The 24033-nt window shown below is 57.1% G+C and carries 22 protein-coding genes and 1 tRNA gene; 6 read left to right on the forward strand and 17 right to left on the reverse strand.

What is annotated here, in order from left to right; genetic code table 11:
* Window positions 1-64 precede the first annotated feature (64 nt).
* Window positions 65-925 carry a hypothetical protein gene (locus K0H48_RS03200; RefSeq protein WP_219266375.1) on the forward strand — a complete coding sequence of 287 codons (861 nt, stop codon included), beginning with the start codon at window positions 65-67 and terminating at the stop codon, window positions 923-925.
* A 372-nt stretch (window positions 926-1297) separates the two neighbouring features.
* Here K0H48_RS03200 and K0H48_RS30925 read toward each other — a convergent pair whose 3' ends face one another.
* The 6 genes from K0H48_RS30925 to K0H48_RS03230 form a co-directional block, all read right to left on the reverse strand.
* On the reverse strand, window positions 1298-2956 hold the full coding sequence (locus tag K0H48_RS30925; protein WP_219266376.1) for a hypothetical protein: 1659 nt from the start codon (window positions 2954-2956) through the stop codon (window positions 1298-1300).
* Between the two features lie 237 nt (window positions 2957-3193).
* A complete protein-coding gene (locus K0H48_RS03210) occupies window positions 3194-3469 on the reverse strand; it encodes a hypothetical protein (RefSeq protein ID WP_219266377.1) in 276 nt (91 codons plus the stop codon).
* Window positions 3466-4443 carry an integrase domain-containing protein gene (locus tag K0H48_RS03215; RefSeq protein ID WP_219266378.1) on the reverse strand — a complete coding sequence of 326 codons (978 nt, stop codon included), beginning with the start codon at window positions 4441-4443 and terminating at the stop codon, window positions 3466-3468. Before K0H48_RS03215 ends, K0H48_RS03210 begins: the two co-directional genes overlap by 4 nt.
* Window positions 4444-5355: 912 nt before the next feature.
* On the reverse strand, window positions 5356-6684 hold the full coding sequence (locus K0H48_RS03220; RefSeq protein ID WP_219266379.1) for an integrase arm-type DNA-binding domain-containing protein: 1329 nt from the start codon (window positions 6682-6684) through the stop codon (window positions 5356-5358).
* Between the two features lie 164 nt (window positions 6685-6848).
* Window positions 6849-6924 (reverse strand) — tRNA-Thr (locus K0H48_RS03225).
* 127 nt (window positions 6925-7051) lie between these two features.
* Complete coding sequence (locus K0H48_RS03230; protein ID WP_219266380.1) at window positions 7052-7285, reverse strand: DUF2790 domain-containing protein; 234 nt, start codon at window positions 7283-7285, stop codon at window positions 7052-7054.
* A 343-nt stretch (window positions 7286-7628) separates the two neighbouring features.
* Here K0H48_RS03230 and bcsQ (K0H48_RS03235) point away from each other — a divergent pair, with 343 nt between their 5' ends.
* Both bcsQ (K0H48_RS03235) and bcsQ (K0H48_RS03240) read left to right on the forward strand, forming a co-directional pair.
* Entirely contained in the window at window positions 7629-8576 is a 948-nt protein-coding gene (bcsQ, locus tag K0H48_RS03235) for a cellulose biosynthesis protein BcsQ (RefSeq protein WP_368862084.1), read from the forward strand.
* A gap of 167 nt (window positions 8577-8743) precedes the next feature.
* Window positions 8744-9643, forward strand: a complete 900-nt coding sequence (gene bcsQ / locus K0H48_RS03240; RefSeq protein WP_219266381.1) for a cellulose biosynthesis protein BcsQ — start codon at window positions 8744-8746, stop codon at window positions 9641-9643.
* 241 nt (window positions 9644-9884) lie between these two features.
* On the opposite strand, the gene K0H48_RS03245 is transcribed toward bcsQ (K0H48_RS03240), so the two are convergent.
* From K0H48_RS03245 to K0H48_RS03265, 5 genes are all read right to left on the reverse strand, one after another.
* On the reverse strand, window positions 9885-11072 hold the full coding sequence (locus tag K0H48_RS03245; RefSeq protein ID WP_219266382.1) for a methyltransferase: 1188 nt from the start codon (window positions 11070-11072) through the stop codon (window positions 9885-9887).
* Window positions 11053-11742: an ABC transporter permease gene (locus K0H48_RS03250; RefSeq protein ID WP_026013808.1), complete on the reverse strand. Its 690-nt coding sequence runs from the start codon at window positions 11740-11742 to the stop codon at window positions 11053-11055. Before K0H48_RS03250 ends, K0H48_RS03245 begins: the two co-directional genes overlap by 20 nt.
* A 38-nt stretch (window positions 11743-11780) precedes the next feature.
* Window positions 11781-12476 carry an ABC transporter permease gene (locus K0H48_RS03255; protein ID WP_219266383.1) on the reverse strand — a complete coding sequence of 232 codons (696 nt, stop codon included), beginning with the start codon at window positions 12474-12476 and terminating at the stop codon, window positions 11781-11783.
* A gap of 77 nt (window positions 12477-12553) precedes the next feature.
* Window positions 12554-13306 (reverse strand): ABC transporter substrate-binding protein, encoded by a 753-nt coding sequence (locus tag K0H48_RS03260; protein ID WP_017138657.1) that lies wholly within the window; start codon window positions 13304-13306, stop codon window positions 12554-12556.
* Window positions 13307-13319: 13 nt separating this feature from the next.
* On the reverse strand, window positions 13320-14093 hold the full coding sequence (locus K0H48_RS03265) for an ABC transporter ATP-binding protein (protein WP_017138656.1): 774 nt from the start codon (window positions 14091-14093) through the stop codon (window positions 13320-13322).
* Window positions 14094-14647: 554 nt separating this feature from the next.
* On the opposite strand from K0H48_RS03265, the gene gabP reads away from it, so the two are divergent.
* A complete protein-coding gene (gene gabP / locus K0H48_RS03270; protein ID WP_219266384.1) occupies window positions 14648-16039 on the forward strand; it encodes a GABA permease in 1392 nt (463 codons plus the stop codon).
* Window positions 16040-16589: 550 nt separating this feature from the next.
* Here gabP and K0H48_RS03275 read toward each other — a convergent pair.
* Together K0H48_RS03275 and K0H48_RS03280 are read right to left on the reverse strand one after the other, a co-directional pair.
* Window positions 16590-17003 (reverse strand): hypothetical protein, encoded by a 414-nt coding sequence (locus tag K0H48_RS03275; protein ID WP_138817268.1) that lies wholly within the window; start codon window positions 17001-17003, stop codon window positions 16590-16592.
* A 72-nt stretch (window positions 17004-17075) separates the two neighbouring features.
* Window positions 17076-17984, reverse strand: a complete 909-nt coding sequence (locus K0H48_RS03280) for an alpha/beta fold hydrolase (RefSeq protein WP_219266385.1) — start codon at window positions 17982-17984, stop codon at window positions 17076-17078.
* Between the two features lie 170 nt (window positions 17985-18154).
* Between K0H48_RS03280 and K0H48_RS03285 the strand changes: the two genes are divergently transcribed.
* Window positions 18155-19120 carry an arsenic resistance protein gene (locus K0H48_RS03285; protein ID WP_219266386.1) on the forward strand — a complete coding sequence of 322 codons (966 nt, stop codon included), beginning with the start codon at window positions 18155-18157 and terminating at the stop codon, window positions 19118-19120.
* A gap of 88 nt (window positions 19121-19208) precedes the next feature.
* Window positions 19209-20816: a glycosyltransferase family 39 protein gene (locus K0H48_RS03290; RefSeq protein WP_219266387.1), complete on the forward strand. Its 1608-nt coding sequence runs from the start codon at window positions 19209-19211 to the stop codon at window positions 20814-20816.
* Window positions 20817-20824: 8 nt separating this feature from the next.
* Here K0H48_RS03290 and K0H48_RS03295 read toward each other — a convergent pair whose 3' ends face one another.
* The 4 genes from K0H48_RS03295 to K0H48_RS03310 all read right to left on the reverse strand — a co-directional run bounded on the left by K0H48_RS03295 (window position 20825) and on the right by K0H48_RS03310 (window position 24020).
* Window positions 20825-21499 carry a hypothetical protein gene (locus K0H48_RS03295; protein ID WP_219266388.1) on the reverse strand — a complete coding sequence of 225 codons (675 nt, stop codon included), beginning with the start codon at window positions 21497-21499 and terminating at the stop codon, window positions 20825-20827.
* Window positions 21500-22104: 605 nt separating this feature from the next.
* The gene (locus tag K0H48_RS03300; RefSeq protein WP_219266389.1) at window positions 22105-22305 is read right to left on the reverse strand and encodes a hypothetical protein; all 201 of its coding nucleotides are present in this window, start codon (window positions 22303-22305) and stop codon (window positions 22105-22107) included.
* A 764-nt stretch (window positions 22306-23069) separates the two neighbouring features.
* Complete coding sequence (locus tag K0H48_RS03305) at window positions 23070-23294, reverse strand: hypothetical protein (RefSeq protein WP_219266390.1); 225 nt, start codon at window positions 23292-23294, stop codon at window positions 23070-23072.
* A gap of 228 nt (window positions 23295-23522) precedes the next feature.
* Window positions 23523-24020 carry a hypothetical protein gene (locus tag K0H48_RS03310; RefSeq protein WP_219266391.1) on the reverse strand — a complete coding sequence of 166 codons (498 nt, stop codon included), beginning with the start codon at window positions 24018-24020 and terminating at the stop codon, window positions 23523-23525.
* Window positions 24021-24033 lie beyond the last annotated feature (13 nt).

The raw sequence follows: 24033 nt of genomic DNA on the forward strand, positions 1-24033 counted from the left end.
AAAATTGCCATGGCCGAACTGATCAATGTAGCATCCAACAACACTCATGCTAAAGGGGTAGCTTATGAACGAATCAGATCCAATACCGTTCAATAGCGGCATAGGTATTCAAGGGGTCAAAACTGGAACACGGTCTGGTTCATTTCTAAGAAAATTTATACCCGCGATTTACGTTGTAGTTGAGGATCCCGTAGCCAAGGGGGTCATCGAGAGTATTATCCATACAATCGAATCAAAACCAGCATGTAAGTTCATGGTAGTAGGCGCTTGGAAGAACCTTTTATCAAGCCTTTACGGGTTCTTGAAGTACGGGGATGAACTGCAGAGCAATTTTAGGATACCTGCATTTTCAATTGTCGCAATTCATGATGGTGATATAACGGCATTAGAGATAACGAAGAGAATCAACAGTGTGATCAATGGGGATCATCCCCCAGCAGCGGATGCTGCATTGAAAGAAATCATGACCAAAAGCATCCTAGGACTCAATCTCCAGCATACTGACAAAAAACAGATAGCTGGCCTTCCAGAATATAACCACAAAATGTGGTTTGAAGAAATAAACGAACAAGAAATTGTCGCTTATCACCAACGGGAACTAGAAGGATTAGATGAGATATGGAGAATAAGATGCAAGCAAGAAATAAAAAGTCTGCTTGAAATTATCGATTATTCAAAGTCTATGATTTTTGAGGTTTCAAACGGCAAAGAAGATTACCATAAATATTATGAGCTTCTAAAAAAAGCAAGAACTAGTACTGCTGAGGACAAATTAAATCAGGCGCAGTGGTATGTATTGAAAGCAATTCAACGCTACAACCCCGCCAGATGGAACGCTTACACCAAGGAGGTTCGAAGCAAAATCGAAGAAGTTGCGCGAGAAAACAAAGAACGATTCTTGAACAGCGATTTCTATTTCAATTAGCGCACTGCTGTCAAAGCCAGACAAGGGGCTGGCAGATTTTGTTATGCTAGCTCTTCGACAAGTAGCTTTGGGTCGATCGAGGTTAGATATTGTTCACTTAAGATAGGGATTTGAACCCCTTCCATCCCGACTCCACACCGCTCGTGGGCCGCTGAAGTCGGGAAAAGCCATTCGCTTGCAAGACTCTTAACGGCTTATAGCAGCCTCCATTTTGCCCTATCCTCTAGCCGCCTAAAGCTCTTAACGTAGTGGTAACAACTTAGCATTGCTGAGCTTGAAGCAAGCTTTTACCTCGGTGTGGACTTCTCAAGCATGCCAAAGTCAATTGACAGCGCCGCAGCCAATTACATCCGATCTAAAATCGTAGCTGATTTAAGGTTTCATTACACTAATCAAATGAGCAGTAAACGCACTAGCCGACTTTGCAGCTTCTTCTTGCTTCGCTCGTTTATTCCTTCCTTTATTACCATCAGCCCAGTCGCACACAGCCTTAATTAGGATCCAATCAACCTTTTCACTTTGACAGGCCACATAGAGACCTGTCCCCTCCATTTCCCCTCCGATCGCTTCGGGGACTAGTGATTGAAGTTGATTTCTATAATCAGTATTATCTATAAGCTTCTCACCGCTAAGTATTAGCCCTGGCTCAACTTTCGCCCCGCCCCAGCTTTCTTTCGCAGCATTTACCCAACTTAACAGCTTTGTTGATGAAGAAGGCTTATCTCCACGCAGCGCAATAGAGTTGTCTTTGCTGATGCGTTGTAGTTCATATAGATATAGTTGCTTCGAAACTAAAATTTGACCGATTGTCTGTTTTTCTTTATCGATACCAAATGCGATCCCGACCATAATAACGAATTCTGGTGATAATGCTTTAATGCTGCGCGATACAGTTGCTTGAGACCCGCCCATGCCAGAGGCCCCCATTTCACTTCTAGATAGAAAAATGTTAAACCCCCCAACTTTACCTAAGCAATGATAAGGATGCCCATCAACTGGATGTATTGTGGCTGAGTGACCTGTCTTTTCATTGAAAGCGTTCAGGATCGCAGTAGTTTCTATATCGGTTACTGTAACAACTAGGATGTTGCGGGTGGTTGAAATCATGCTTAATTCACTCCGCTGCTCAAACTCATACTGCATACTAAATTCACTCATCAATAGCCCCCACATCCTCTGAGCAGAAATACTATCTGGCAAAAAATATTTTGCATCATTGATAATTCTGCTAATAAGGTCGCTGGAAATAAAGCCGGACTTAACATCTCGTTTGATTGCGTTTGCAAATTCCATCAAAGAAGAGGCGTTCTTAAAGCGTTGAAGATTTCCTTCAACCTGATTAGTGCTGCAGTTAGGTGGTAAATAGGAAAGAATTCCTTGCCTATCTATTAGCACCAAGGTTTTATCGATTTGATGCGTTTTGTTTTTTTGGATGACCGAATCTACTATATCTCGCTCTTCGATAGTATGACGCGTTAGGATTTCCACCAGGCGATGCGATGTATCTTCCGTCTGGGTTCCTAGATTCATAATCTGGATGACTGGAAAGATCTTAGGAAGCTCGGAAAGCTTCTTTGTGCTAATAGTGCCTGAAGTAGTGATGGCAAGAATTTCACAAACGAATCTAAACAATCCTTTATGGGATTTAAGATCTTGCAGGTCGACAATGGCGGCGAGACTATCGACACTAAATGTCTGAACTCTTACTGAGGCGCATATGCAAGATAAGTATCTTCTGAGGCCCACTGTTACTTGAAGGCGCTGTTGTATTTGATCAAAAAAAATCGTAAAAGAAAGTTGCTTTCCTTCAACACCTAATTCACTCTTCGACGACCGTAATGCGTGATGGAAATTTTTTGTCGGCTCAACTGTTATTGGCGCGTAAGGTGCGCGTGGATTGCCTCCAAGCGTACGCAAAAAAGAGTTTGCCCCTTTAACATTGAAAAGTGGGCTCGACAGCTTAGTTTTTTCATCCCCTTGTGGGGAAAGGTTGGAGAAAATTTTCCAACCTAATTCGACGTGGTAAGACACGGTTCAGACCTTCATTGGGTTGGCGAGGGAGGAGTCGAACCCCCTTGTTCTAGCAATCTAGAATCTGTCAGCTCAATGTCTCCAAATCGCCGTCCACACAGCCCGCCGTCGGCGAGAATATCACGCCAGCATATGTAAACAAAATGGTCGATCACCCTTGGTTGAAATGGAGTAATTTGAATCGCTCTCGAATTTGTTGACACATCCGAATGACATCTTTTGGTTGTTGACCTTCGCCTAAAGGTTGAATTGCCAGGATTTTCCTAAGCGAAGAGTGAGCAAATGCACGGTCCGTAGATAGTAATAGCGCGTCGATTCAGCGTGCTGGTTCACGTGACGGTTTAGAAACCAAACGAGGTGTTTTCTTTGCCATGTCCATGGATTATCTCGGTTCCAGCGTTCAGTAATGGCTGCTTGAATAGTCTTGGCTTGGCGGATGTGACGTTCGCGTGTGGCATGTGCTCCAGTCAGCACCCCAGCCAAGAAGATCTCCATATCGAATGGTTTATTCATACCCGACCACCGATGTACGCCGATACCACGTCGATACGACCGTGTCCCAGCTCATAGCTGATTTGTAAGCGTGCCTCTCGATCAAGGTGTGGATCGAGACGCCTGCACCTGCCACCGTTGATGGGTGCTAAGTGATGGGTGATTTGCTCATAGCGTTCGCACGCATAAGCCGCGCGCAGTTCGTGGAAGCCTTTGAGGTTGTGCGTATGGAGGATATCTCGGGCGGGTCGGACGATTTCCCGCTGGAAATCGAGGTAGCTCTCGTTCGGTGCCAGCAGGTTGCGGCTACCGTCGGGAGAGACCTGTTCGGCGCACCTGAGCGCTTCGCGAATATGGTCATCCACCGTGATCCAACGAGGCGCGAATGCGCCGCCGCGGCCACCTTTGGTGCCGTCCTGGATGTTGATCTTGTCGTAGTGTTCGGCTTCACGCTTGAGTCGCGGTAGGTCGGCCAGAATCGCTTCGCGCAGACGCATGCCAGTGGCACGTGCCAATTGTGTGATGGTGGCGGCACGCGGATGCTGTTCGCGGAGTGCGTCGACGATGCGCATCACGTGTTCGTGATCTTGGCCTTGAGGATTTGTCGTGCGCACGGTGATGCGCTGCATTTCCAACACCTTGCTCGGTCTCGGCACTTTCACATATTGATCACCGCGAAGCGCAGCCATGGTTCGGTTGACGCTGGACAGTCGATTCTGTGCAGTGGCGATGGAGAGGTCGCCGAGCTCGACCAAGTGACGCAGATGCGCCACGTAATCCAGCAAGGTCTGTCGATCAATCTGCCGTGCGTCATTAAATCCCGGGCCGTCCTCCGACCGACACCAGCGCACGAACGCCTGCCAACGATCGCTGTGCGCTTTGACGGTCCCGTAATGCCCGCCGCCAAACAGATCTTTTAGCGCTTGCGGCCCGGCATAGCTCAGCTGCCGACCATAGCCAAAATTGCGCCCATCCCGTCTACCGACTAACGCCATGATCAAACTCCTCTCGAAGCCAAGCCGTTCAAAGTCTTTCCCCACGTCATCCCGCCACAAATGTTGAGTGTTATCAGGGATCAAGGCCCCTGCGACCTGTGAGGGTTGTCCGCTAACGCGGAACTGGCGGCTCTTTACGACCGGGAGCTTGGGCATCTCATGATCTGGCCTCCTGAACACTTCCGAAGAAGTGGGCGGGTGGAGGCCGCACTGGCTGACGAGACCGGTGCCGCGAGATCCTGAGTCGGGTGAAGGCAATGATGCGATGACCGGGGCTTGCCTGACTGTCAGTCAGGTGCAGTCCATTCCGTGGGCTGCGGCACCATCATCGACATCGACATCGCTGTTGCTGGTGACTTCGGTGTTTGTCACGTCGATTGTCACGAAGGGGAATGCCGCAAAGCCTTGTACGAGTTGGGCTGCAGCAGCGGTAGGAGCGCCCGTCTCTTTCCGGGAGAAAGAGACGGGCGCAGGTTGGCGCAATGAAATGGCCAAGCGGATAGGTTGCTGCAGGGCAGCTATGAAAGGGGGAAGTTGCCGCAGTGCGCACACTGGTAAAAGTAGGCATCCATCACATCGCTGTGACCGTGCGAGCCGCCGGACGCTAATCGCACTTTGGGTGAACCACCACGGTGTGACGTAGCCTTAAAGGTTCTGGCTACCTGGGTTGCTGTCAACGACAGCGCTTTGCCCGATCTTTTCTACGCCTGTGGATAATTCGGGTCAAGGCTCGGATTTTTGGGAGTTCTGTGGCTGTGGATGAAATTATCCACCGGTGGAAATCTATGGTTTTCCACAGACAATTCGCGTGGGCTTTAGATTTTTTAAATGAGGTCCATCCAAGCAGGGCGGCTTTGCAGCCCCGCTTGGATGGACCCGCGTGGAAGGGCCGACTGCGGTGATCTTATTGGCTTACCCACGTTTGGATGCGCCGCGGCTATTTTGTAGGGCGGTAATGTTGTCGCCGACCGGGTGAGCGAATTCGTGGGGTGTCACATGCCCATGGCGGTTGGCGTCGATGTAGTTGCTCCACCACGCCATGATCAGCCTGCGCTGTTCGAGGAATTCGGCCTTGTGGATATACGCGGCGCGCACACGGTTGCGTTCCTTGTGGCTCATTTGTCTTTCGATGGCTGCGTCGGTCCATAACCCGGACTCAAGCAGGGCGCTACAGGCCATGGTCCTGAAGCCGTGGCCGCACACATCCTTGCTGGTGTCATAGCCGACGTTGCGGAGCATGGTGTTCACCGTGTTCTCGGACATGGGCTTCCAGTACTTGTGGTCGCCCGGTAGCACTAACTCTGAAAAGCGACTGAGGCTGCGCAGACGCTCCAGTATTTCGATGACCTGCGGCGATAGCGGAACCATTTGAATGTTGCCGTTCATCTTGGTCCCGCGTGTGGAGTTGCGTACCCCTTCAATCGGTGCGCGCGTATCGGGGATTTCCCACATGGCACGTTGGAAGTCGAACTCACTCCATCGAGCGAAGCGTAGTTCGCTGGAGCGGACGAATACATGCAACGTCAACAGCACGGCGAGGCGCGTCAGTTCGCGGCCGTTGTAGTTGTCGATGCGTTGTAGCAGTTCGGGTAGGCGGTTGAGGGATAGGGCGGGGCGATGGACTGTGCGCGGCGCGTGAATCGAGCCTGCCAGATCCAGTGCAGGATTCGTGGTGATCTGCCGAGCCCTTTTGGCCCCGCGCATGATGGTGGATAAGTAGTTCTGTACCCTTAACGCCACATCCATGGTGCCGCGTTCCTTGATGCGCTGGGTGATCTCTAGCAGGTCGTGGGTATCGAGTTCGGCGATGGGCCGTTGGCCGATCAGCGGGAAGACGTGGGTACGCAGTCGGCTCATCACGGTTTTTGCGTGTCCTTCGGTCCAGCGACGGGACATGTCGGCGTGCCACTCCAGAGCAACGGTTTCGAAAAGCAGTGCCGCCCGCTGGGCTACGATCTTGGCCTTCTTCTTTTCTTCCATTGGGTCGAGGTTGTCGAGCAGCAACGCCTTGGCTTCGTCTCGCTTACGTCGTGCGACGGAAAGGGTAACGATGGGGTAATTGCCGATGATGAGCGTACCTTCCTTGCCGTTGGGCTTGGTGTACTTCAAGCGCCAAGTCTTCACGCCATTGGGTTTGACGAAAAGGTACATGCCTCCGCCGTCGAACAGTTTGTAGGCGCGTTCGCGGGTTTTGGCCGTGCGGCATTGCAGGTCGCTGAGGGGGATCGCTAGACGTGGCATAGGGGTACGCGCTCCTGACCGGGAAATCGCAGTACCCCTAACATACCCTTGGGGAAGGGGGATTTTGTTGGATCCCGACAGAGGGTCCTGGAACGAAAAAACCCGCCAAAGGGCGGGTTCTCGGGGCTTCCAGAGCATTCGGTGGAATGCAATGGAGCCTAATGTGGTGCCGGCACCAGGAGTCGAACCCGGGACCTACTGATTACAAGTCAGTTGCTCTACCAACTGAGCTATACCGGCGTGTTAGGGCGACGATTATAGCGATTGCCAAGCTTCTGTAAACCCCTGAATTCTGACTATTTTTGCAGATACCAAGGTTTTTTTACGCTTGCTGCTTTTTCCTACCCTCGACAGCCTCAAATCCGACTCAATTGCCGTCGCCACACTGGTCCGTAAATTTCATGTACGCCAACACCTGCGACTCGCCTTTGGCGTCCAGATACGTCATGCGCGCGTTCACCACGCCGCATCCCGAGCGGGTGTCTTCGGTGGTCGACAGTACGCGCTGAATATCCGGCTTATGGCTTGCCTCGGCATGGGCGGTGAAGGTCAAGCCAAGCAGGCTGGCGGCGATTAGGGTTTTCCAGTTGTTGGTGTTCATGGTGGTGGCCTCGCAGGTGCAATGGTGGGGTGAGGCCATTGAATGCCGGGCAGGTATCCGGGCTGTGTCGCGCAGGGCGGGTTTTGTTTCGTTGTGTATGGCGTGGGGATCTGTGTACGTGTTGATACGAACGGCGAGCTTGAATTGGTTAAAAAACACACAGTGATCGTCTAGTGCGTTGTTTTATAAATGTATATCTCCTGGCGAAAGCAGAGCCATAAAAATGGCGCCATGCCGCTCATCTGAAAGGTTTTGGATACAAACACCAGAATACTGACACCATCACTGTGATATCACACAATGCGGCCCAGTTATTCATTGGCCCAACAGGGAGGAGCAGCCAGTGGGGCGTGCAGATCACATCACCAAGCTATATACCGCGCTGGCTGAGCCTTCTTTGCGAGAGTCGCAGGTGGCGGTGCCTTTTCAGCAGTTGCTGCATCAGCTGAATCAGGGCGCTGCGCCCTATCGCCATGAGGCGGTAGAGGGGCCGCGTGGCGTGGTGTATACGGATGCGGTGGCGCCCAAGGTCGTGGTGGTGGTTTCCGCCACCGGCGGTGTGGGGCGCAGCACGTTGGCGGCCGCGCTTGCCAGTGGTTTGCAGCGCCAGGGCCATCCGGCGCTGGCGTTGGAGCTGGACCCGCAAAATGCGCTGCGTCATCACTTGTGCCCAGGCTTTGATGTGCCCGGCCTGGGCGCTACCAGCCTGCTTAATCAAACTTGGCAGGCGTTGCCTAAACGCGGGTTTGCCGGCTGCCGCCTGGTCACCTTTGGCGAGACCGATGCTGTGCAGCAGCAAAGCCTTAATCGCTGGCTCGGCCAGGACCAGGCATTTCTCGCCAAGCGCCTGGCTGGGTTGGGGCTCAGTGCGAGTGACACGGTGGTGATCGATGTGCCGGCGGGTAATACGGTGTACCTGAGCCAGGCGCTGTCGGTGGCCGATGTGGTGCTGGTGGTGGTGCAGCCGGATGCCGCTTCGTTTCGCCGTTTGGCCAAGATGGACGAGGTGCTTGCGCCGTACCTTGCGGGGGAGGCGCCACCCCAGCGGTTTTACGTGATCAACCAGGTCGACGCTGGCCAGTCTTTTAGCGAGGACATGGCCGGAGTGTTCAAGCTGCGTCTGGGCGATGCCGTACTCGGCACCGTCCAGCGTGACGTTTCGTTCAGTGAGGCGCAGGCCTATGGGCGCGACCCGTTTGACCCTGCGTTGAACAGCGGCGGTTCCCAGGATGTGAGTGCGTTATGCCGGGCGCTGAGCGTTCGCATGCATTTATCGAGTAATGGTCATTAAATTGACCATTTACCGCTTGTCTAAAAAATGATCAGTTAAAACAGCAAAATAATGACACTTCCCCGTGTCTGTCACAGAATGCTTCACTAAGACGCCCATAATAAGACCTGCGGTAAGTGCCTGCTTGCCGACCTTCACGTCTTTAGCTGCGTCGTGAGGAGCTGTCCATGAGCCTTAGCGAAGAGCTGTTGACGTTGTTCGGCAAGAACGTCAGCCACGATGCCGATGGCATCAATGCACGCATGCACTTTTTTGGCAGCGTGCCCGCAAACGAAAATACCCTTCCCCAATCGACTCATCTTGCAGCGCTGCGCCCCAAAGTGGTGGCGTTGGTGTCGATCAATGGCGGCGTGGGTCGCAGCACCCTGGCCACGGCGTTGAGCAGCGGTTTGCAGCGCCATGGCGAGTCAGTGGTGGCGCTGGATCTGGACCCGCAAAATGCCTTGCACCATCACTTTGGCGTCAGTGGCACCTTGCCGGGTATCGGCCGTACCAGCTTGGAGCATGGGCAGTGGAGCCCGTTGCAGCAGCTTGGCTTTGCCGGTTGCCAGGTCATAACCTTTGGCGATATCGACATCGAGCAGCAGGAGAGCCTTGAGCGCTGGCTCAAGCACGAACCCAGCTGGTTGGCGCAGCGCCTGGCAGCCCTGGGTTTGAGCGAGCGGCAGACGGTGATCATTGATACGCCCGCCGGTAACAACGTCTACTTCCATCAAGCGCTCAGCGTCGCCGATGTGGTGCTGGTTATTGCCCAGGCGGATGCCGCCTGCCTGGGCACCCTTGATCATCTGGATGGATTGCTCGCGCCGCACCTGGAGGGTGAGCGCCCGCCGGTGGTGCATGTGGTGGTCAACCAAGTGGATGAGAGCAACGCCTTTAGCCTGGACATGCTGGAGGCGTTCAAGCAACGGCTGGGCAAAGCGCCGCTGGAGGTGCATCGCGATATGGCGATCAACGAAGCGCTGGCGTTTGCGGCCGACCCGTTGGACAACGCCACAAAGCGGCTGGCTGGCGACGATATCAACGAGATTTGCCGCGTGCTGAAAGCCCCGAAAAGAACCGCATAAATCGCGCTTTATGCCCTTAGCGCTAAATGCTTATGCACAATCGGTTGGTTGCGCCTGTCACGAAACAGCCATTTTGTGGAGCCGTTCTCAACACGCTGCAACTGCCTGTTTTGTGTGCGTTTTATTTTGTGAACAAAAAATGACCAGGGTGGGTTTTGGTCTGTAGCGCTGATAGCTACAGCCTTTGTAAAGAATTCATCAACAGAGTTATCCACAGGGCGCGTGTAGGAAGTTTCGCCCCTTAATCGCGCTCGGCCAGCAGCATCAAGTTGCGCGGCGTTAGCGTGGGTTCGCAGAAAGTGCCTATCTCAACCTTGTAGCCTTGTTCTTTCAAGAACAACGCCCGATCCAAGACCAGCCACAGTTCCAGCGGCCGCCGAAACAATCCTCTGACCAACTCCAGGTTGCGCACCTCGGCCAAGCGCCGCCAACCGTGTGCCTCCAGTGCCGCCCAATCCTGTTCACTTGTGGATAAATCCTTGAGACGCGCCAGTTCCTGGCAGTAGTCAGCGAAGGGTTTATCCAGCCAACCGGCGGGCAGGGACGGCGTGGGCAGGTACTCATCGCAGCCACGCAGTTGGCGTTGCAACTGATCGAACCCCAGGCGCCGGGCCATGGATGTGTCCCGTTGCTGGCGCACGCGATTGCCGGCGGTGACGGTTTCGCTCAGCGGTAACCCCAGGTCATCGACCGAAAGCTGTAGTTGCGAGGCGCGCCCGGCGGTCGACAAGGCTTGGTAGCGTTCGGCACCGATGCGGTTATAGCAGCAAGGTGCCAGCGCGAGCTGTTTGCAGCCCGCGGCACTGGCCACGTGCAACAGTCGCACATGCAGGTCGCCGCAGGCATGTAAGGCGACGGGCGTGTGCTCGGCGTTGAGCGCCACATCGGCCATCACGTCTTGCAGGCGATGGGTCACGGCCAGGCCGTGATGGTCGCTCAAGGCCTGGCCCGAGGCGATCAGCGCCGGGTCGTATTCAAGGCAGGTCAGTTGTTGGCCGGGTTGCAGCAAGCGGCGGCCGAGGTGGCCTTTGCCGGCGCACCAATCCAGCCAATGCTGGGGTGTTGCGGCAAAATTCAGTGCGGCGCCGAATGCCTCGATTTGCTGCCATTTGCGCCCGGGCACATCCACGTTCAGGCGATGGCGGGCAGGCTCCTGCGCGTGTTCGGGCAACTTGCCCACAGCGCTGAGCTGCGCGGCTTGAAAAGCCAGCTGTGGAAAAGGCGCGGGTGCCGGCAGGTCATACGGGTGGTTGTGACAGGCTTCGGCATCGGCCAGCGAGCGCTGGCGCAGCCACTGGGCCAGCTCGGGGTGCTGGTGTTCCCAGGGTAGGTGCCGGTGCGCAAAGGGCCGTGGTCGCCACAGCCCTTGGTGCTCGATTAAAAACGCATCCAGCGCCGCGAAGCGTGCTTCAACGTCCCTGGCAAGCATCGACGCGCAACCAGCGTTCGAGCAGTTTGAAGCCGCGCACCAGGATGTAGGCCATCAGCAGGTAGAACAGCCCGGCAGCGAAGAAGATCTCCACCGGCAGGTAGGTGCGGGCGATGATGGTGCGCGCCATGCCGGTCAGTTCCAGCAGGGTGACGGTGCTGGCCAGGGCGCTGGCCTTGAGCATCAGGATCACTTCGTTGCTGTACGCCGGCAAGCCGATGCGCGAGGCACGCGGCAGGATGATGTAGAACAGCGTCTTGGGCTTGGACATGCCCAGGGCGCGCGCCGCTTCGATCTCACCCGGCGGGATGGCCTGGATAGCGCCGCGCAGGATCTCGGCGATATAGGCCGCGGTGTGCAAGGTCATGGTGGCCGTGGCACACCAGAATGGGTCGCGCAGGTACGGCCACATGAAGCTCTCACGCACGGCATCGAACTGCGCCAGGCCGTAATAAACCAGGAACAACTGCACCAGCAGCGGCGTGCCACGGAAGAAGAAAATGTAGGCGTAGGGCAGGGCGCTCACGTACCAGCGGCGCGAGGAGCGTGCGATACCCAGTGGAATCGCCAGCAGCAAACCGGCGATCACGGCGATGGCCACCAGTTCCAGGGTCAGGGTTGCGCCTTGGGCCAGTTTGGGCAGCCACTTGATGATCACGGCCCAGTTCAGGCCCAGGTCGAAGTGCGACAGCCAGCTGTAGTCACCGCTCATTGGGTGCTCCTTGCAAAGCCGCGGGCGGCGCGTTTTTCCAGGAAGTGCATGCCGGTCATGGCCAGCACGGTGAGGCCCAGGTACATAAAGGCCGCGACCATAAAGAAGGTGAACGGCTGCTTGGTCACGGTCACACCGATCTGCGCGTGACGCATGATTTCTTCCAGGCCGATCACCGACACCAGCGCGGTGTCTTTCATCAGGATCATGAACAGGTTGCCCAGGCCCGGCAGGGCGATGCGCCACATCTGCGGCATGATCAAGCGGGTGAAAATCCGCACCTTCGACAGGCCCAGCGCCACACCGGCTTCGCGGTGGCCTTTGGGAATGGCGAGAATCGCACCGCGAAACACTTCCGTGGCGTAGGCACCAAAGCACAGGCCCAGGGCGATAACCCCGGCGGCAAAGGCACTGAGAGAAAGGTCGGGGTTACCAAAAAACTCGCCCAGGGCACGCATCAGGTTGACGGTGCCAAAGTAAATCAGCAGCACCCACAACAGCTCGGGAATGCCACGAACGATGGTCGAGTAAGCGCCGCCCAGCCATTGCAACGGCTTGTACGGTGAAGTCTTGGCCAAGGCGCCGGCAAGGCCCAGCACCAGCCCCAGGCACAGGGCCGTGAGCGCCAGTTTGACGGTCATCAGCGCGCCAGCGGCAAGCGCCGGGCCGAATCCGTAGAGATCGAAATTCATGGTGTTTTCATATCGCGGCAGGCATTGCTGAAAGCCGGCGCGCTACTTATAGAAGCGCGCCGGTCAGGCCGTTCAGATCATTCGATGCTGAACGGGAAGTACTTGTCGTTGATCTTCTTGTAGGTGCCGTCTGCCTTGATCTCTGCCAGGGCTTTGTTCAGGCGCTCGCGCAGCGGGTCGCCCTTGCGTACGGCGATACCGATCTTGTCGCTTTCTACCACCGGGTCGCCTTTGAACTCATAGGCCGAACCGTCTTTGCTCTTGAGCCATTCGTACTGCACGTACTTGTCGGCGAGGATCCCGTCCAAACGGCCGGAGGTCAGGTCGAGGTAGGCGTTTTCCTGGGTGTCGTAGAGCTTGGCGGTGGTGTCCGGCAGCTTGTCTTCCAGGTAGGTACCGGCCAGCGTCGCGCGCTGTGCACCGATAATCTTGCCCTTCAGGTAACCGGCGTCGGTCTTGAAGTCGGCTGTGGCTTTAGGAGCGATGAACTGCAGTTTGTTGGAGTAGTACGGGTCGGTGAAGTCGACGGCTTGCTTGCGCTCGTCGGTGATCGACAGCGAAGACACCAGGAAGTCGAACTTCTTGGCGTTCAGGGCCGGGATGATGCCGTCCCAGTCGGACACATACACTTCGCATTTCTCGACTTTCATCTTCGCGCACAGGGCGTCGCCGATGTCTTTGTCAAAGCCCACGACGTTGCCGCTGGCGTCTTTGTTGTTGAAGGGCGGGTAGGCCGCTTCGATCCCCATTTTCAAGGTCTCTGCCATGGCCGTGGCGCTGAACGCCATCGAAACGGCCGCGGCCAGAAGGAATTTTTTATAGTTCTGCATGCATGTTGCTCCGTTAGCGGTTGCTGGACATGAATTGTTTGCAGCGCGCCGAAAGCGGGTTTTCAAACACCTGCTGTGGCGATCCTTGCTCTTCGACCAAGCCCTGGTGCAGGAACACCACTTCACTGGAAACCTGACGGGCAAAGCCCATTTCATGGGTGACCAGCAGCATGGTGCGGCCTTCTTCGGCCAGTGCGCGGATCACATTAAGTACTTCCTGGACCATTTCCGGGTCAAGCGCCGATGTTGGCTCGTCGAACAGGATGACCTTGGGCTGCATCGCCAGGGTGCGCGCAATCGCCGCGCGTTGTTGCTGGCCGCCGGACAGTTGCGCCGGGTAGGCGTGGCGCTTGTCGCTGATGCCGACCTTGGCCAGCAAGGCTTCGGCTACTTCGATCGCCTCGGCCTTGCTCTGGCCGAGCACACGGCGGGGCGCCTCGATGATGTTGTCGAGGATGCTCATGTGCGGCCACAGGTTAAAGTTTTGAAACACAAAACCGATTTCGCTGCGCAGGCGGTTGATCTGTTTGCCGTCGGCGGCCATCAACTCGCCGTTTTTCGCGGCCTTGAGCTTGAGTTCTTCACCGGCCACCAGGATCTGGCCCTGATGGGGGTTTTCCAGCAGGTTGATGCAGCGCAAAAAGGTGGACTTGCCGGAACCGGAGGAACCCAGGATCGAGATCACGTCACCGTCGCGGGCGGTCAGCGAGATACCTTTGAGTACCTCCAGCTCACCATAGCGTTTATGCAAGTTGCGGATTTCAAGCGCGGGCGCGGCCTCAGCCATGTGCGGTCCTCATTGTGTTCAGTGCATTCTTGCTGTTGGGCCGCCTTCCTGGCGAGGCGCCAAGCTAGCATAGCGTTCGGATGGCAGCCAACAGCGCTGCGAACGGTTAACGGGTGGTCTGCGGCAAGGTGTCGCATCGGCACAGCAGCGTGTCGCGCTATCAACAACCTACAGACGTTTGAACCCGATAAATCCACAGGCTTCGCGTAAAAAAGGGCGCGATGGTGCCAGCTTTGGCCGGGTGTTGGAAGGGTTAACCGGGCAAACGGTCCTTATCAGCCCTTTTATGGAGCGTCACGTACTTTTTGTGTGTGTTTTTGGTGCGCGGTTTCGTGCCACAGGTGGGTCGCACGGTAACGCTATAGCGGAATGCCATTGTTCTCAACGACTTGCGTGAACTGATGAATTGTCCTACAGCCCGCGTCAATCGCGGCTCTGTAACATTTTGGCGCAAATCTTGCGTAAAAAATAAAGAACGCCCCGTTGGATTCTTTTCACGAGAAAGCGTGCAGGCCGGGCGGACCGTTTTCGCAATTCCTCGCAAAGGTGTGTCAATGAGTAGTACGCAAAGCTCCAATGACCTCGAACAGGGGCTCAAACCGCGTCACGTCACCATGCTGTCGATTGCCGGCGTCATCGGTGCCGGTTTGTTTGTCGGCTCCGGCCACGCGATTGCAGCCGCCGGCCCCGCTGTACTGCTGGCTTACGCCGCTGCGGGCACGCTGGTGGTGTTGGTGATGCGCATGCTCGCCGAGATGGCCGTGGCCTCGCCGGACACCGGTTCGTTCTCCACCTATGCCGACCGTGCGATCGGTCACTGGGCCGGTTTCACCATCGGCTGGTTGTACTGGTGGTTCTGGGTGTTGGTGATTCCACTGGAGGCCAACGCCGCCGCGACCATCCTGCATGCCTGGTTCCCCGATGTGGCGATCTGGGCGTTTACCCTGATCATCACCTTGCTGCTCACGGCCACCAACCTGTTCAGCGTTAAGAACTATGGCGAGTTCGAGTTCTGGTTTGCGCTGATCAAAGTCGTGGCGATCGTAGCGTTTGTGATCCTCGGCCTTGCGGCAATTTTCGGCTTCCTGCCGACCAGCCAGGTCAGCGGTGTTTCGCACCTGTTTGACACCCAGGGCTTCATGCCCAACGGCATGGGCGCGGTATTGGCGGCAATCCTGACCACCATGTTCTCGTTCATGGGCACCGAGATCGTCACCATTGCAGCGGCCGAATCGAAGAACCCTGGCCAGCAAATCACCAAGGCCACCAACTCGGTGATCTGGCGGATTGGTTTGTTCTATCTGCTGTCGATCTTCATCGTGGTGTCCCTGGTGCCTTGGAACGATCCGACCCTGGCGGCGGTAGGTTCCTACCAGACTGTGCTTGAACGCATGGGCATCCCGAATGCCAAGCTGATCGTCGACCTGGTGGTATTGGTTGCCGTGACCAGCTGTCTCAACTCGGCGCTGTATACCGCTTCGCGCATGCTGTTCTCCCTGGGCCGTCGCGGTGATGCACCGGCCGTGGCCAAGCGCACCAACAAAAGCGGCACGCCTTACTGGGCGGTGTTGCTGTCGACGGGTGCTGCGTTCCTGGCGGTATTCGCCAACTATGTTGCCCCGGCTGCAGTGTTCGAATTCCTGCTGGCCAGCTCAGGCGCTATCGCGCTCTTGGTGTACCTGGTGATCGCCGTATCGCAACTGCGCATGCGCCAGAAACGCACGGCAGCGGGCGAGAAGATTGTGTTCAAGATGTGGCTGTTCCCGGGCCTGACCTATGCGGTGATGGTGTTCATCGTCGGCACGTTGACCATCATGCTGTTCCAGGAAGCCCACCGCGTCGAGATCATCGCGACCGGCATTCTGAGCTTGCTGGTGGTGTTGGCTGGGCTGTATGTGGCCAGCCGTCGCAAGGCGCAGAAAACCGGCGCCGCGGTACTCAATTGATGTGATGAACTGCGGTGCCAGATGCGCCGCAGCTCAAAAAAGTGTGGGAGCGGGCTTGCTCGCGAAAGCGGTGTTTCAGTCGCCAGATGTGCTGGCTGATCCACCGCATTCGCGAGCAAGCCCGCTCCCACATTTGTTTTGTGTCAGTCAGCTGAATCAGCCATAAACGCTGAACCCTGTGGGAGCGGGCTTGCTCGCGAAAGCGGAGTGTCAGTCGCTAGATGTGCTGGCTGACCTACCGCATTCGCGAGCAAGGCTGCTCCCACAGTTGTTTTGTGTCAGTCAGCTGAATCAGCCATAAACGCTGAACCCTGTGGGAGCCGGGCTTGCTCGCGAAAGCGGAGTGTCAGTCGCCGAATGTGCTGGCTGACCCACCGCATTCGCGAGCAAGCCCGCTCCCACATTTGTTTTGTGTCAGTCAGCTGAATCAGCCATAAACGCTGAACCCTGTGGGAGCGGGCTTGCTCGCGAAAGCGGGGTGTCAGTCGCCGAATGTGCTGGCTGATCCACTGCATTCGCGAGCAAGCCCGCTCCCACATTTTGTTTTATATCAGTCCTGGGCGTTGGCCAGCGCCTGGGAGGCTGCCACGTAATCGGCCTGGAACTGCGGGGATTCAATCCACGCCAGCGCCGCAGCCTCATCCTCGGTGTCCGTCGCCCACTGGCGATATTCGATCAGCGCCGCCAGGATAAAATCTGTCGCGTCTTCTTCGCCTTCCTGCTCCAGCACCACGGCCAGCAGTGGGTGCGCCAGGAATGCCGCACACAACGCCTGCTGGCTGGTTTCGCCTGCGGCGCGCATCTCGACAAACAACTCGGTCAAATCCACCGACTCAAGGTCAATGCGGCTGTCGTCGCCAGCGAACGCATCCGGCTTGGTCGCGACGGCGCGCTGGGTGCGGTTTTGCTTGGCCTTGGCCTTGGCCCGGTGGGCACGTTTTTGCTGCTTGTTCGGCGAGGCCATGGGCTCAACGTCCTTGGGTACTTAATCGAGGTAGGGTATTGAAGCGCAGGTTGGGGGAAATCCCAAGGGAATCTAGACGCGCTGACCGGGTGTGCTTGGCGCCAGCTCGCCCTTCTGCAGCCATTGCAGCGCAATCGGCCACAACCGGTCCTGATATTCACTGCGAAAAAAAGCGAAATGCCCGACGGCTTTTTCGCTGATGTCCTCGGGCGCGATTCGCAGGTGAGTGCGCGCGCTGTTTTCAAAATAGCCCAGCAGTCGCTCAATAGCCGCCACAGTCCCAAAAGGGTCGTCGGTGATGCTAATGGCCAGCAACTGCGCCTTTACCCGGGCAAAGGGCAGCTCGCCCAGGCCGCGTCCGCTGGGGCGCGTTTCATAGCGCGGCGTCGGCATGGCCCAGTCGCGCACCACGCCTGCTGGCGTATCTTCCAGCCAGCCCAAGCGCTTGCCGGGGAAATAGCCGTACAGGGCCGTCACCAGCGGCATCACCACGTGCCATTTGGCAAACATGCGCCAGCGCCCGCTCGCCGCGTAATCGCGCCAGTACGCAAACTGCGCGCCGACCGTCACGATGCGCCGAATCACCGCGCCGCAAGCGCCGAGCCCTGCCGCGCAGCCCCCAAAACTGTGGCCCACCACATCAATCGGCTGCCCCGGAAACTCCCGTTGCGCACGTTGCAGCATCGCCTCGAAATCCAGCACGCCCCAATCCGACCACGACGCCTTGAAGCCTCGCAACGAGCCGCTGCGGGATTCGCCGATGCCACGGTAGTCGTAGGTGATCACGTCGAAGCCGTTGGCAAGCAGGTAGTCGGCGAAGCGTGAATAGTGGCGGCAGCGGACCGAGGTGGCGGCGTTGATGATGACTACCGGGCGTTCGAAGTCGGTGCGCGGGTGGCGCCAGGTGAAGCCGCCGATTGGGTATCCGTCGGCAGCGAGCTCGCAGAATTTTTGTGGGGCAGGGCGGGTGGGCAGGTTCATGGGTCGGCTCGATACTTGCGCTTTTGGGGTGGGCTTGAGGGCCGCGCGCTTTTATAAGAAACCGAAACTAACAAATTTGGCGCGTGAAGGGCGCAGGAAATGTCGCGATGCTCGACCTCGGCGCTCCCGGTGCTTAGGCTTGCGATCTATTGATCAGCCAGAGTCAGCCCATGACCCGCGACACCCTCGAACACAACCAAATCCCGATCTATTTCGTCGCCGTGCTCCTGGCGGCCGCTTTTGGCGTGTTGGCGCCCTTGTCAGCCCAAGGCCTCGGCGTACTGGTCACGCCTGCCATTGCAGTGCTGATGTACGCCATGTTCCTGCAAATCCCGTTTCTGGACTTGCGCCAGGGTCTGGGCAATAAACGCTTCATTGGCGCATTGCTGCTGGCCAATTTCATTCTGGTGCCCTTGCTGGTATGGGCATTGACCCGAGGCCTGGTGGAGCGCCCGGCGTTGCTGGTGGGCGCGTTGCTGGTGTTGCTCACGCCGTGTATCGACTATGTGGTGGTGTTTACCCATATCGGCAAGGGTGACTCGCGGCTGATGCTGGCGGCGACGCCGGTGCTGTTGTTGCTGCAACTGGTGCTATTGCCGGTGTATCTGAGTTTTATGCTGGGCGCGCAGTCAGCCGTGGTAGTGGCGGTGGGGCCGTTTGTCGAGGCGTTCCTGTTGCTGATTGTGCTGCCGATGATCCTGGCGGTGCTGACCACCTCCCTGGCGCGGCGCTCAAGCGTTATCAACCGTTGGAACAACGCCTGGGCCTGGCTGCCGGTGCCGGCGATGGCGCTGGTGTTGTTTGTGGTGATCGGCTCGCAGATCACTTCAGTGGTGCGCGATATCGCGTTGTTGCTGCCGGTGATCCCGGTGTACCTCGGCTTCCTGTTGCTGGCGCCGCTGATGGGCGCGCTGGCTGCGCGGCTGTTTGCGTTGCCCGCCGTGACGGCGCGGGCGGTGACCTTCAGTGCTTCGACGCGCAACTCGTTGGTGGTGCTGCCACTGGCGTTGGCGCTGCCTGAAGATGTACGCGGGCTGGCCGCCACGGCGGTGATTCTGCAAACCCTGCTGGAGCTGGTGGGCGAGCTACTCTACATCCGGCTGATTCCCGCGCTGGTATGGCGCGCCGGTCGATAGATCCATAAATACTCGGATTTGTTCAGGCGTTATTCAGGGGTGGAGTCGGCACCATGGAGTCGGCGTTCCCCACCTGAAAGGACATTCGATGGACCACCGCAGCCGTTATCGCCTGGAGTCGCTGGGCCTGTTTCTGATCGCTTTATTGCTGTTTACCTTGGGCATCTGGGACGAGCAACCCCAAGGCTTTGACGGGCGCTGGGCGTTGTTCATGCAGGAAATGTTTCGCCATGGCGCGAGTCTTTTCCCAACCACCTACGGCCAGCCGTACCCGGATTATCCTGGCACTGCGACTTTCTTCAGCTTTGTGTTTGCCCGCCTGTTCGGTGCGCCGAACCACCTGGCCAACGTGCTGCCGACGGCCCTGGCTGCGGCGGGCATGATCGCCCTGGTCTATCGCCTGCTGGTGCCGTTCAGTCGGCCTTGGGCGTTGCTGACAGTGCTGCTCACGTTGCTCACCACCCAACTGCTCGATAAGTCGCGCTCGGTCTGCCTGGACCTGATGGTCGCGCTGTTATGCGTAGGCAGCTTCTACCTGCTGCACACGGGCGAGCGTCTCGGCTCACGGCTTCGACAGTTGGCTGTATTCCCCATGTTTGTGCTGGCCTTCGCGATTCGTGGGCCTTTGGGGCTTATCGAGGTCTGCGGCGTGGTGTGCGTTTACTGGGCGCTGGGCCGGCCGGGTGAGCGGGTCAAGCAGGTGCTGATCCATGGTTTTGTCGGGCTGGCGTTGCTCGCGGCCTGCTGGTGGGCGTTGATGAAGCTGGCGCGGGTCAGCGGTGGCGATGCCTTTGCCGATGACGTGTTCAGGATGCAAGTCAGCGGGCGCCTCGACGAGTCCGGCGAGCCGTTCTATTTCTACTTCAAGCTGAGTTTGTACCGTTACTTCCCGGTGGTGCCGTTGGCGTTGGCGGCGATGATCGCGCTGCGTCATCGCTGGTCTGAGCGCTGGGTCAACGAAGACGTACAAATGGTCGTGCGCTTGGCGGCCTGTGGCCTGATGATCTTGCTCGGGCTGTCGGTGCCGCACTTCAAGCGCGCTTACTACATTCTGCCAATGGTGCCGATGTTTGCCGCTGTCGCGGCCTATGGGCTGCTCCAGGCGCAAAACTGGTTCGTCGGCGTGCGCCGCTGCTACGAATGGCTTGTCGTGGCGCTACCGGCGTTGTGCGTGGTTGTGTTGTTTATCTGCCGGCACACCTGGCAGAAGTACGGTTACTGGCCCGACGTGTCGTTGCCGCCGTTGATTGGCGTGTGGGTGGTGCTGCAAGTGGCGGCGCTGATTGCCTGGCGTCGCCCGTTGCGCCTGGTATGGCTCAGTGTGATCGCCTTGGCGGCGCAATGGTTGCTGCTGGTGGTGGTGATCGATCCGGCCAAGGACCTGCAATACGACACGCGCAAGTTTGTCAGCCAGGTGGAGGCATTGCGCGCGTCGCAGCCGGGGCCATTGGTGTTTGTCGACCTTGGCCGCGACACCTGGGCTATCCGCTACATGATGAACCTGGACCACGATGAGCAGCCGCTGTTCGTCGCCGGTAACGAGCCCGAGAAGCTCGCCACCTTGCCGCGTCCATCCTGGGTGCTGGTGCCGCGCAAAGAAGCGGCGCTGCTCAAGGGCACGCCGATGCAGCAACAGGCGCCGAACTTCGAAGGGCGGCTTAACGACAACCCGCTGATGGTGTTTCTACTGAAGTAGGCCGGCGCCTACTTGCACTGGTAGCCCTCGGGCATCGTCACGGTGTAGTTGCGCTGCACGCGGTCCTGGAAGTTGAGGTTCTGCAGGCCTTGTTCGACCAGGAAGGCCTCGATCTTGGCGGCCTGGCAGTCTTCGTTGTAGGACATCACCCGTAACACGTACACCGCGCGCCGGCTTGCTTCGTCACGCGCGGTGGCGGTGAAGGTGGTGAGCGTGGTGTAGCCGGTGCGCTCCGAGGTGCCCACCGGGCCGTAGGTGGTGTTTGGCTTGCTGGTGCAGGTCAGTTGGTCGGCCTTCTTCTTGTTCTTCTTGCACTCGGTGGTGGTGCTGGTGGGCACTTGGCCGTAATCGGTGGCGGTGTAGCGGTAAGTGACCTGCTTGCTGTCGACATCCAGGATGATGGTCATTTTGATTGGCGCATGATTCTTGGGCAGGCTGGCATCGGTGTACACCTCGCGAAAGCCCTGGTCCTTCATGGCGCTGACCATGTCGCGCAGGTAGTAGCGGGCATTGAGCGTGTTTTGTGGACTGCCGCCCACGGACGTGGTCACCAGCACCAGCGCCTGTCGATCAAAGTGATAGTCCGGATCCGGTGTTGCGTTGATCGAGACATCCATTTGTGTGGCGCAGCCACTGAGCAACGCCGTCAGCAGCAACAGCGCGCAGAACAAGTACCGGTTCATCAAATAACTACCTTGCAACAGAAAATTCAGTAACAGCTAAACGATCGAGCAGCGGGATAAATAACCCTCGGGTGTGGATCGGGCGGGGCATTGGCCCGCGGCCACTAAATCGCAGGCAATAAAAAACCCCAAGGAATCATCTTCGCTTGGGGTTTTTCGGTATTTTGGTGCCAGAGACGGAATCGAACAGTTGGCTGCAGGTCTCGGTTTGTAAGGGTTTATCTTTGATCGATATGTAAATCTACTCACAAATCTACTCTCTTTTTAAAATGTGGCCCTATTTTGAGCCCACACACGGCGGCCGAAAACGGTGTTGATCTCCTCTACCGATGCCCGACGAGTGGTAAGCCCTTTTGAATTGCCTCATTGGTTGGCTCCTCGCTTTTGCGGTGGTTGGGGTGGCGCCGCCGTGTGGCACTTCCACCACGCTGAGGCGTTCTTGCCATTCCCCCGCGCCAGCACCACCCCGGATCAGGGTAGTGGGCATTCATGGGGTGTTTCGCGAACGGGTGGTGTGCGGGACTATCCGTAATTAGCCTGGGCTCCCATTCCGGTAGGGCAGGTGCTGGAAATACTACCGAGATCCCGGCAGTTCACTTTCGCGGCTACAAGCGCATTTCCCTGATGGCTCGCCTTGGCTCAGCTCCTCGCGAAAGGGCGCGCCGGGCGTCCTTGGTGAGCTGGTCGAGCGCTTGCTCCTCGAATGCCGCAGCCATTGCGCTGGCCTTCCTGATAATCAGCAGCGCCAGCTCCGGCGGAAACGCTACCTTATCGGCGGGTAGATAATCGCAGTCAATAACGGACACGGCTCTATCCTCGGTGCGCGGTTGATGCTGGCGCCGGAATGAAGCGGGGCCAGCATGATCTGCAGATGTTACCAGCGGAACGTGAGCAACTACCTGGAAAGCGGGGTTGGCCAAGCTGGCAAGTCGACCGGCTTCCGCTCCAGGGTGAACAACTCGTTCACCACCTGCTCCGACCTGCTGTCAGGTCGCTGGAAGCCCCGGAAAATACTTGACGAGCATCAAGCATCAGCACGCCACCTTTAACGCTGGAAGAGGCGCATTGCTTGGGCTGCGGGCAACTTGGCCGTGTTCTGTCGTCGGAAATCCGTCTAGGGTCTGTCTAGTATTGCCTGGCGCGCTAAGCGTTTTTCTTGTCCGGTATTTCACCACCCCGTCGCGCCAGAATACTGATCGAGCACCCACCTTGACGGCCGCCCCCGAATTTTAGACGGGGCTGGTGCTGGTCAAGCAGCCCGAATGCTCGCAAAGCCTTGACCTGCTTGGCTTTAAGCGATCCGGTTGCTGGTGGCGACAGATAAATCCGTCAAGACCTGTCAAGAATTTCGTCAAGGCTGGTCAAGGATTATGGCCGCGTTTGCCCGGTTCGACGGTGCGCCACTTGTCCCGCAAGTGACTGTCGCGGCTCGCCCCGTTTCTGGACAAGGTAGCTATCCGGACGCCTACCCGATCTGCCACCAACCCTTGCAGGCTTTAGCCCATGTGCCGAGCTGGATGAACGGTGGCCTCTCCAGCCGTCCAGAGCCTGTCCAGAATCCTATCGTGCGTCACGACTGCCCAAGGCTGCCGGCGACGGTCAGCTCAGCAATGCCCTGGCGAATGAACACCAAGTTCTCATCGAGCGTTTCGAGAGCGCCGCGCACGTTGTTTGCTATCTCCGCCGATCCGCGCTGCTCGACCCAGTTGGAAAGCTCCTCAACTGCGGCGCCCAGGGCTAGTTGGTTTTGATTGAGGCGGTCGAACAGGCTGGCGATCAATTTGATGTCCGTCATGGTGGGCCTCCGTTCTGGGTGAAAAGTAGCAACGGCTCCCTGATCATCCTCAGCTTGGGCGCCTGGCCGGAGCGGTGAGCATGATTGGAGGAATCAGAAGAGGATGAACGTGCTTGGCTTGAACAATTCCCACCGTGATGTATTGCTAAATGCGTGAGAGGCAGCAGGCCTCAGGTCATGTAGGCAATTCATTGGTGGATTGTACTTATTTGGCCGTTGGAAGGTTAATCATGGATCATGATGTGGGGGATTATAGCCATCTATTTCCCCATCTGGAGTAACCAATGTGAGGTCCAATGCCTTCGAAAGCTGACTGCTTAATCCTCGAGGCACTGCCTTGTTTGGAAGGCTTTGGGCTGCAACATCGTAAGGAGAGATTTCTGCGTGGTCTGGATTGCTCTCGGTAGCCTTTTCCCAGACCTCAAAGTGAATAGGCTTCTGATTAGCAGCTCCTATCGCTTTGACTCGGGCTACAGAGATCAAGCCGACGGCCCGAATTACGACATCCGAACCTGGCCTCTCAACATCATTTTTTAAGCGTGCAAGAAGGTCTGCAAAACTCATCTGCCCACAACGAGTGACTGACGTATTGTTTCGCTTAAAACAGCCAGGACTACCGCGGCGCACGGTCTCATCCCATTCAGGTGGATAGAGCGCGCGCGCTACGGTTTCCCCTCCTTCAACTGCTGTCAAAACTGACAAGTCCAGCAGATTCCCTTCGCTCAAACTTTCACCTGAA

This window comes from Pseudomonas sp. Xaverov 259, assembly GCF_019352915.1.
Lineage (GTDB): Bacteria > Pseudomonadota > Gammaproteobacteria > Pseudomonadales > Pseudomonadaceae > Aquipseudomonas.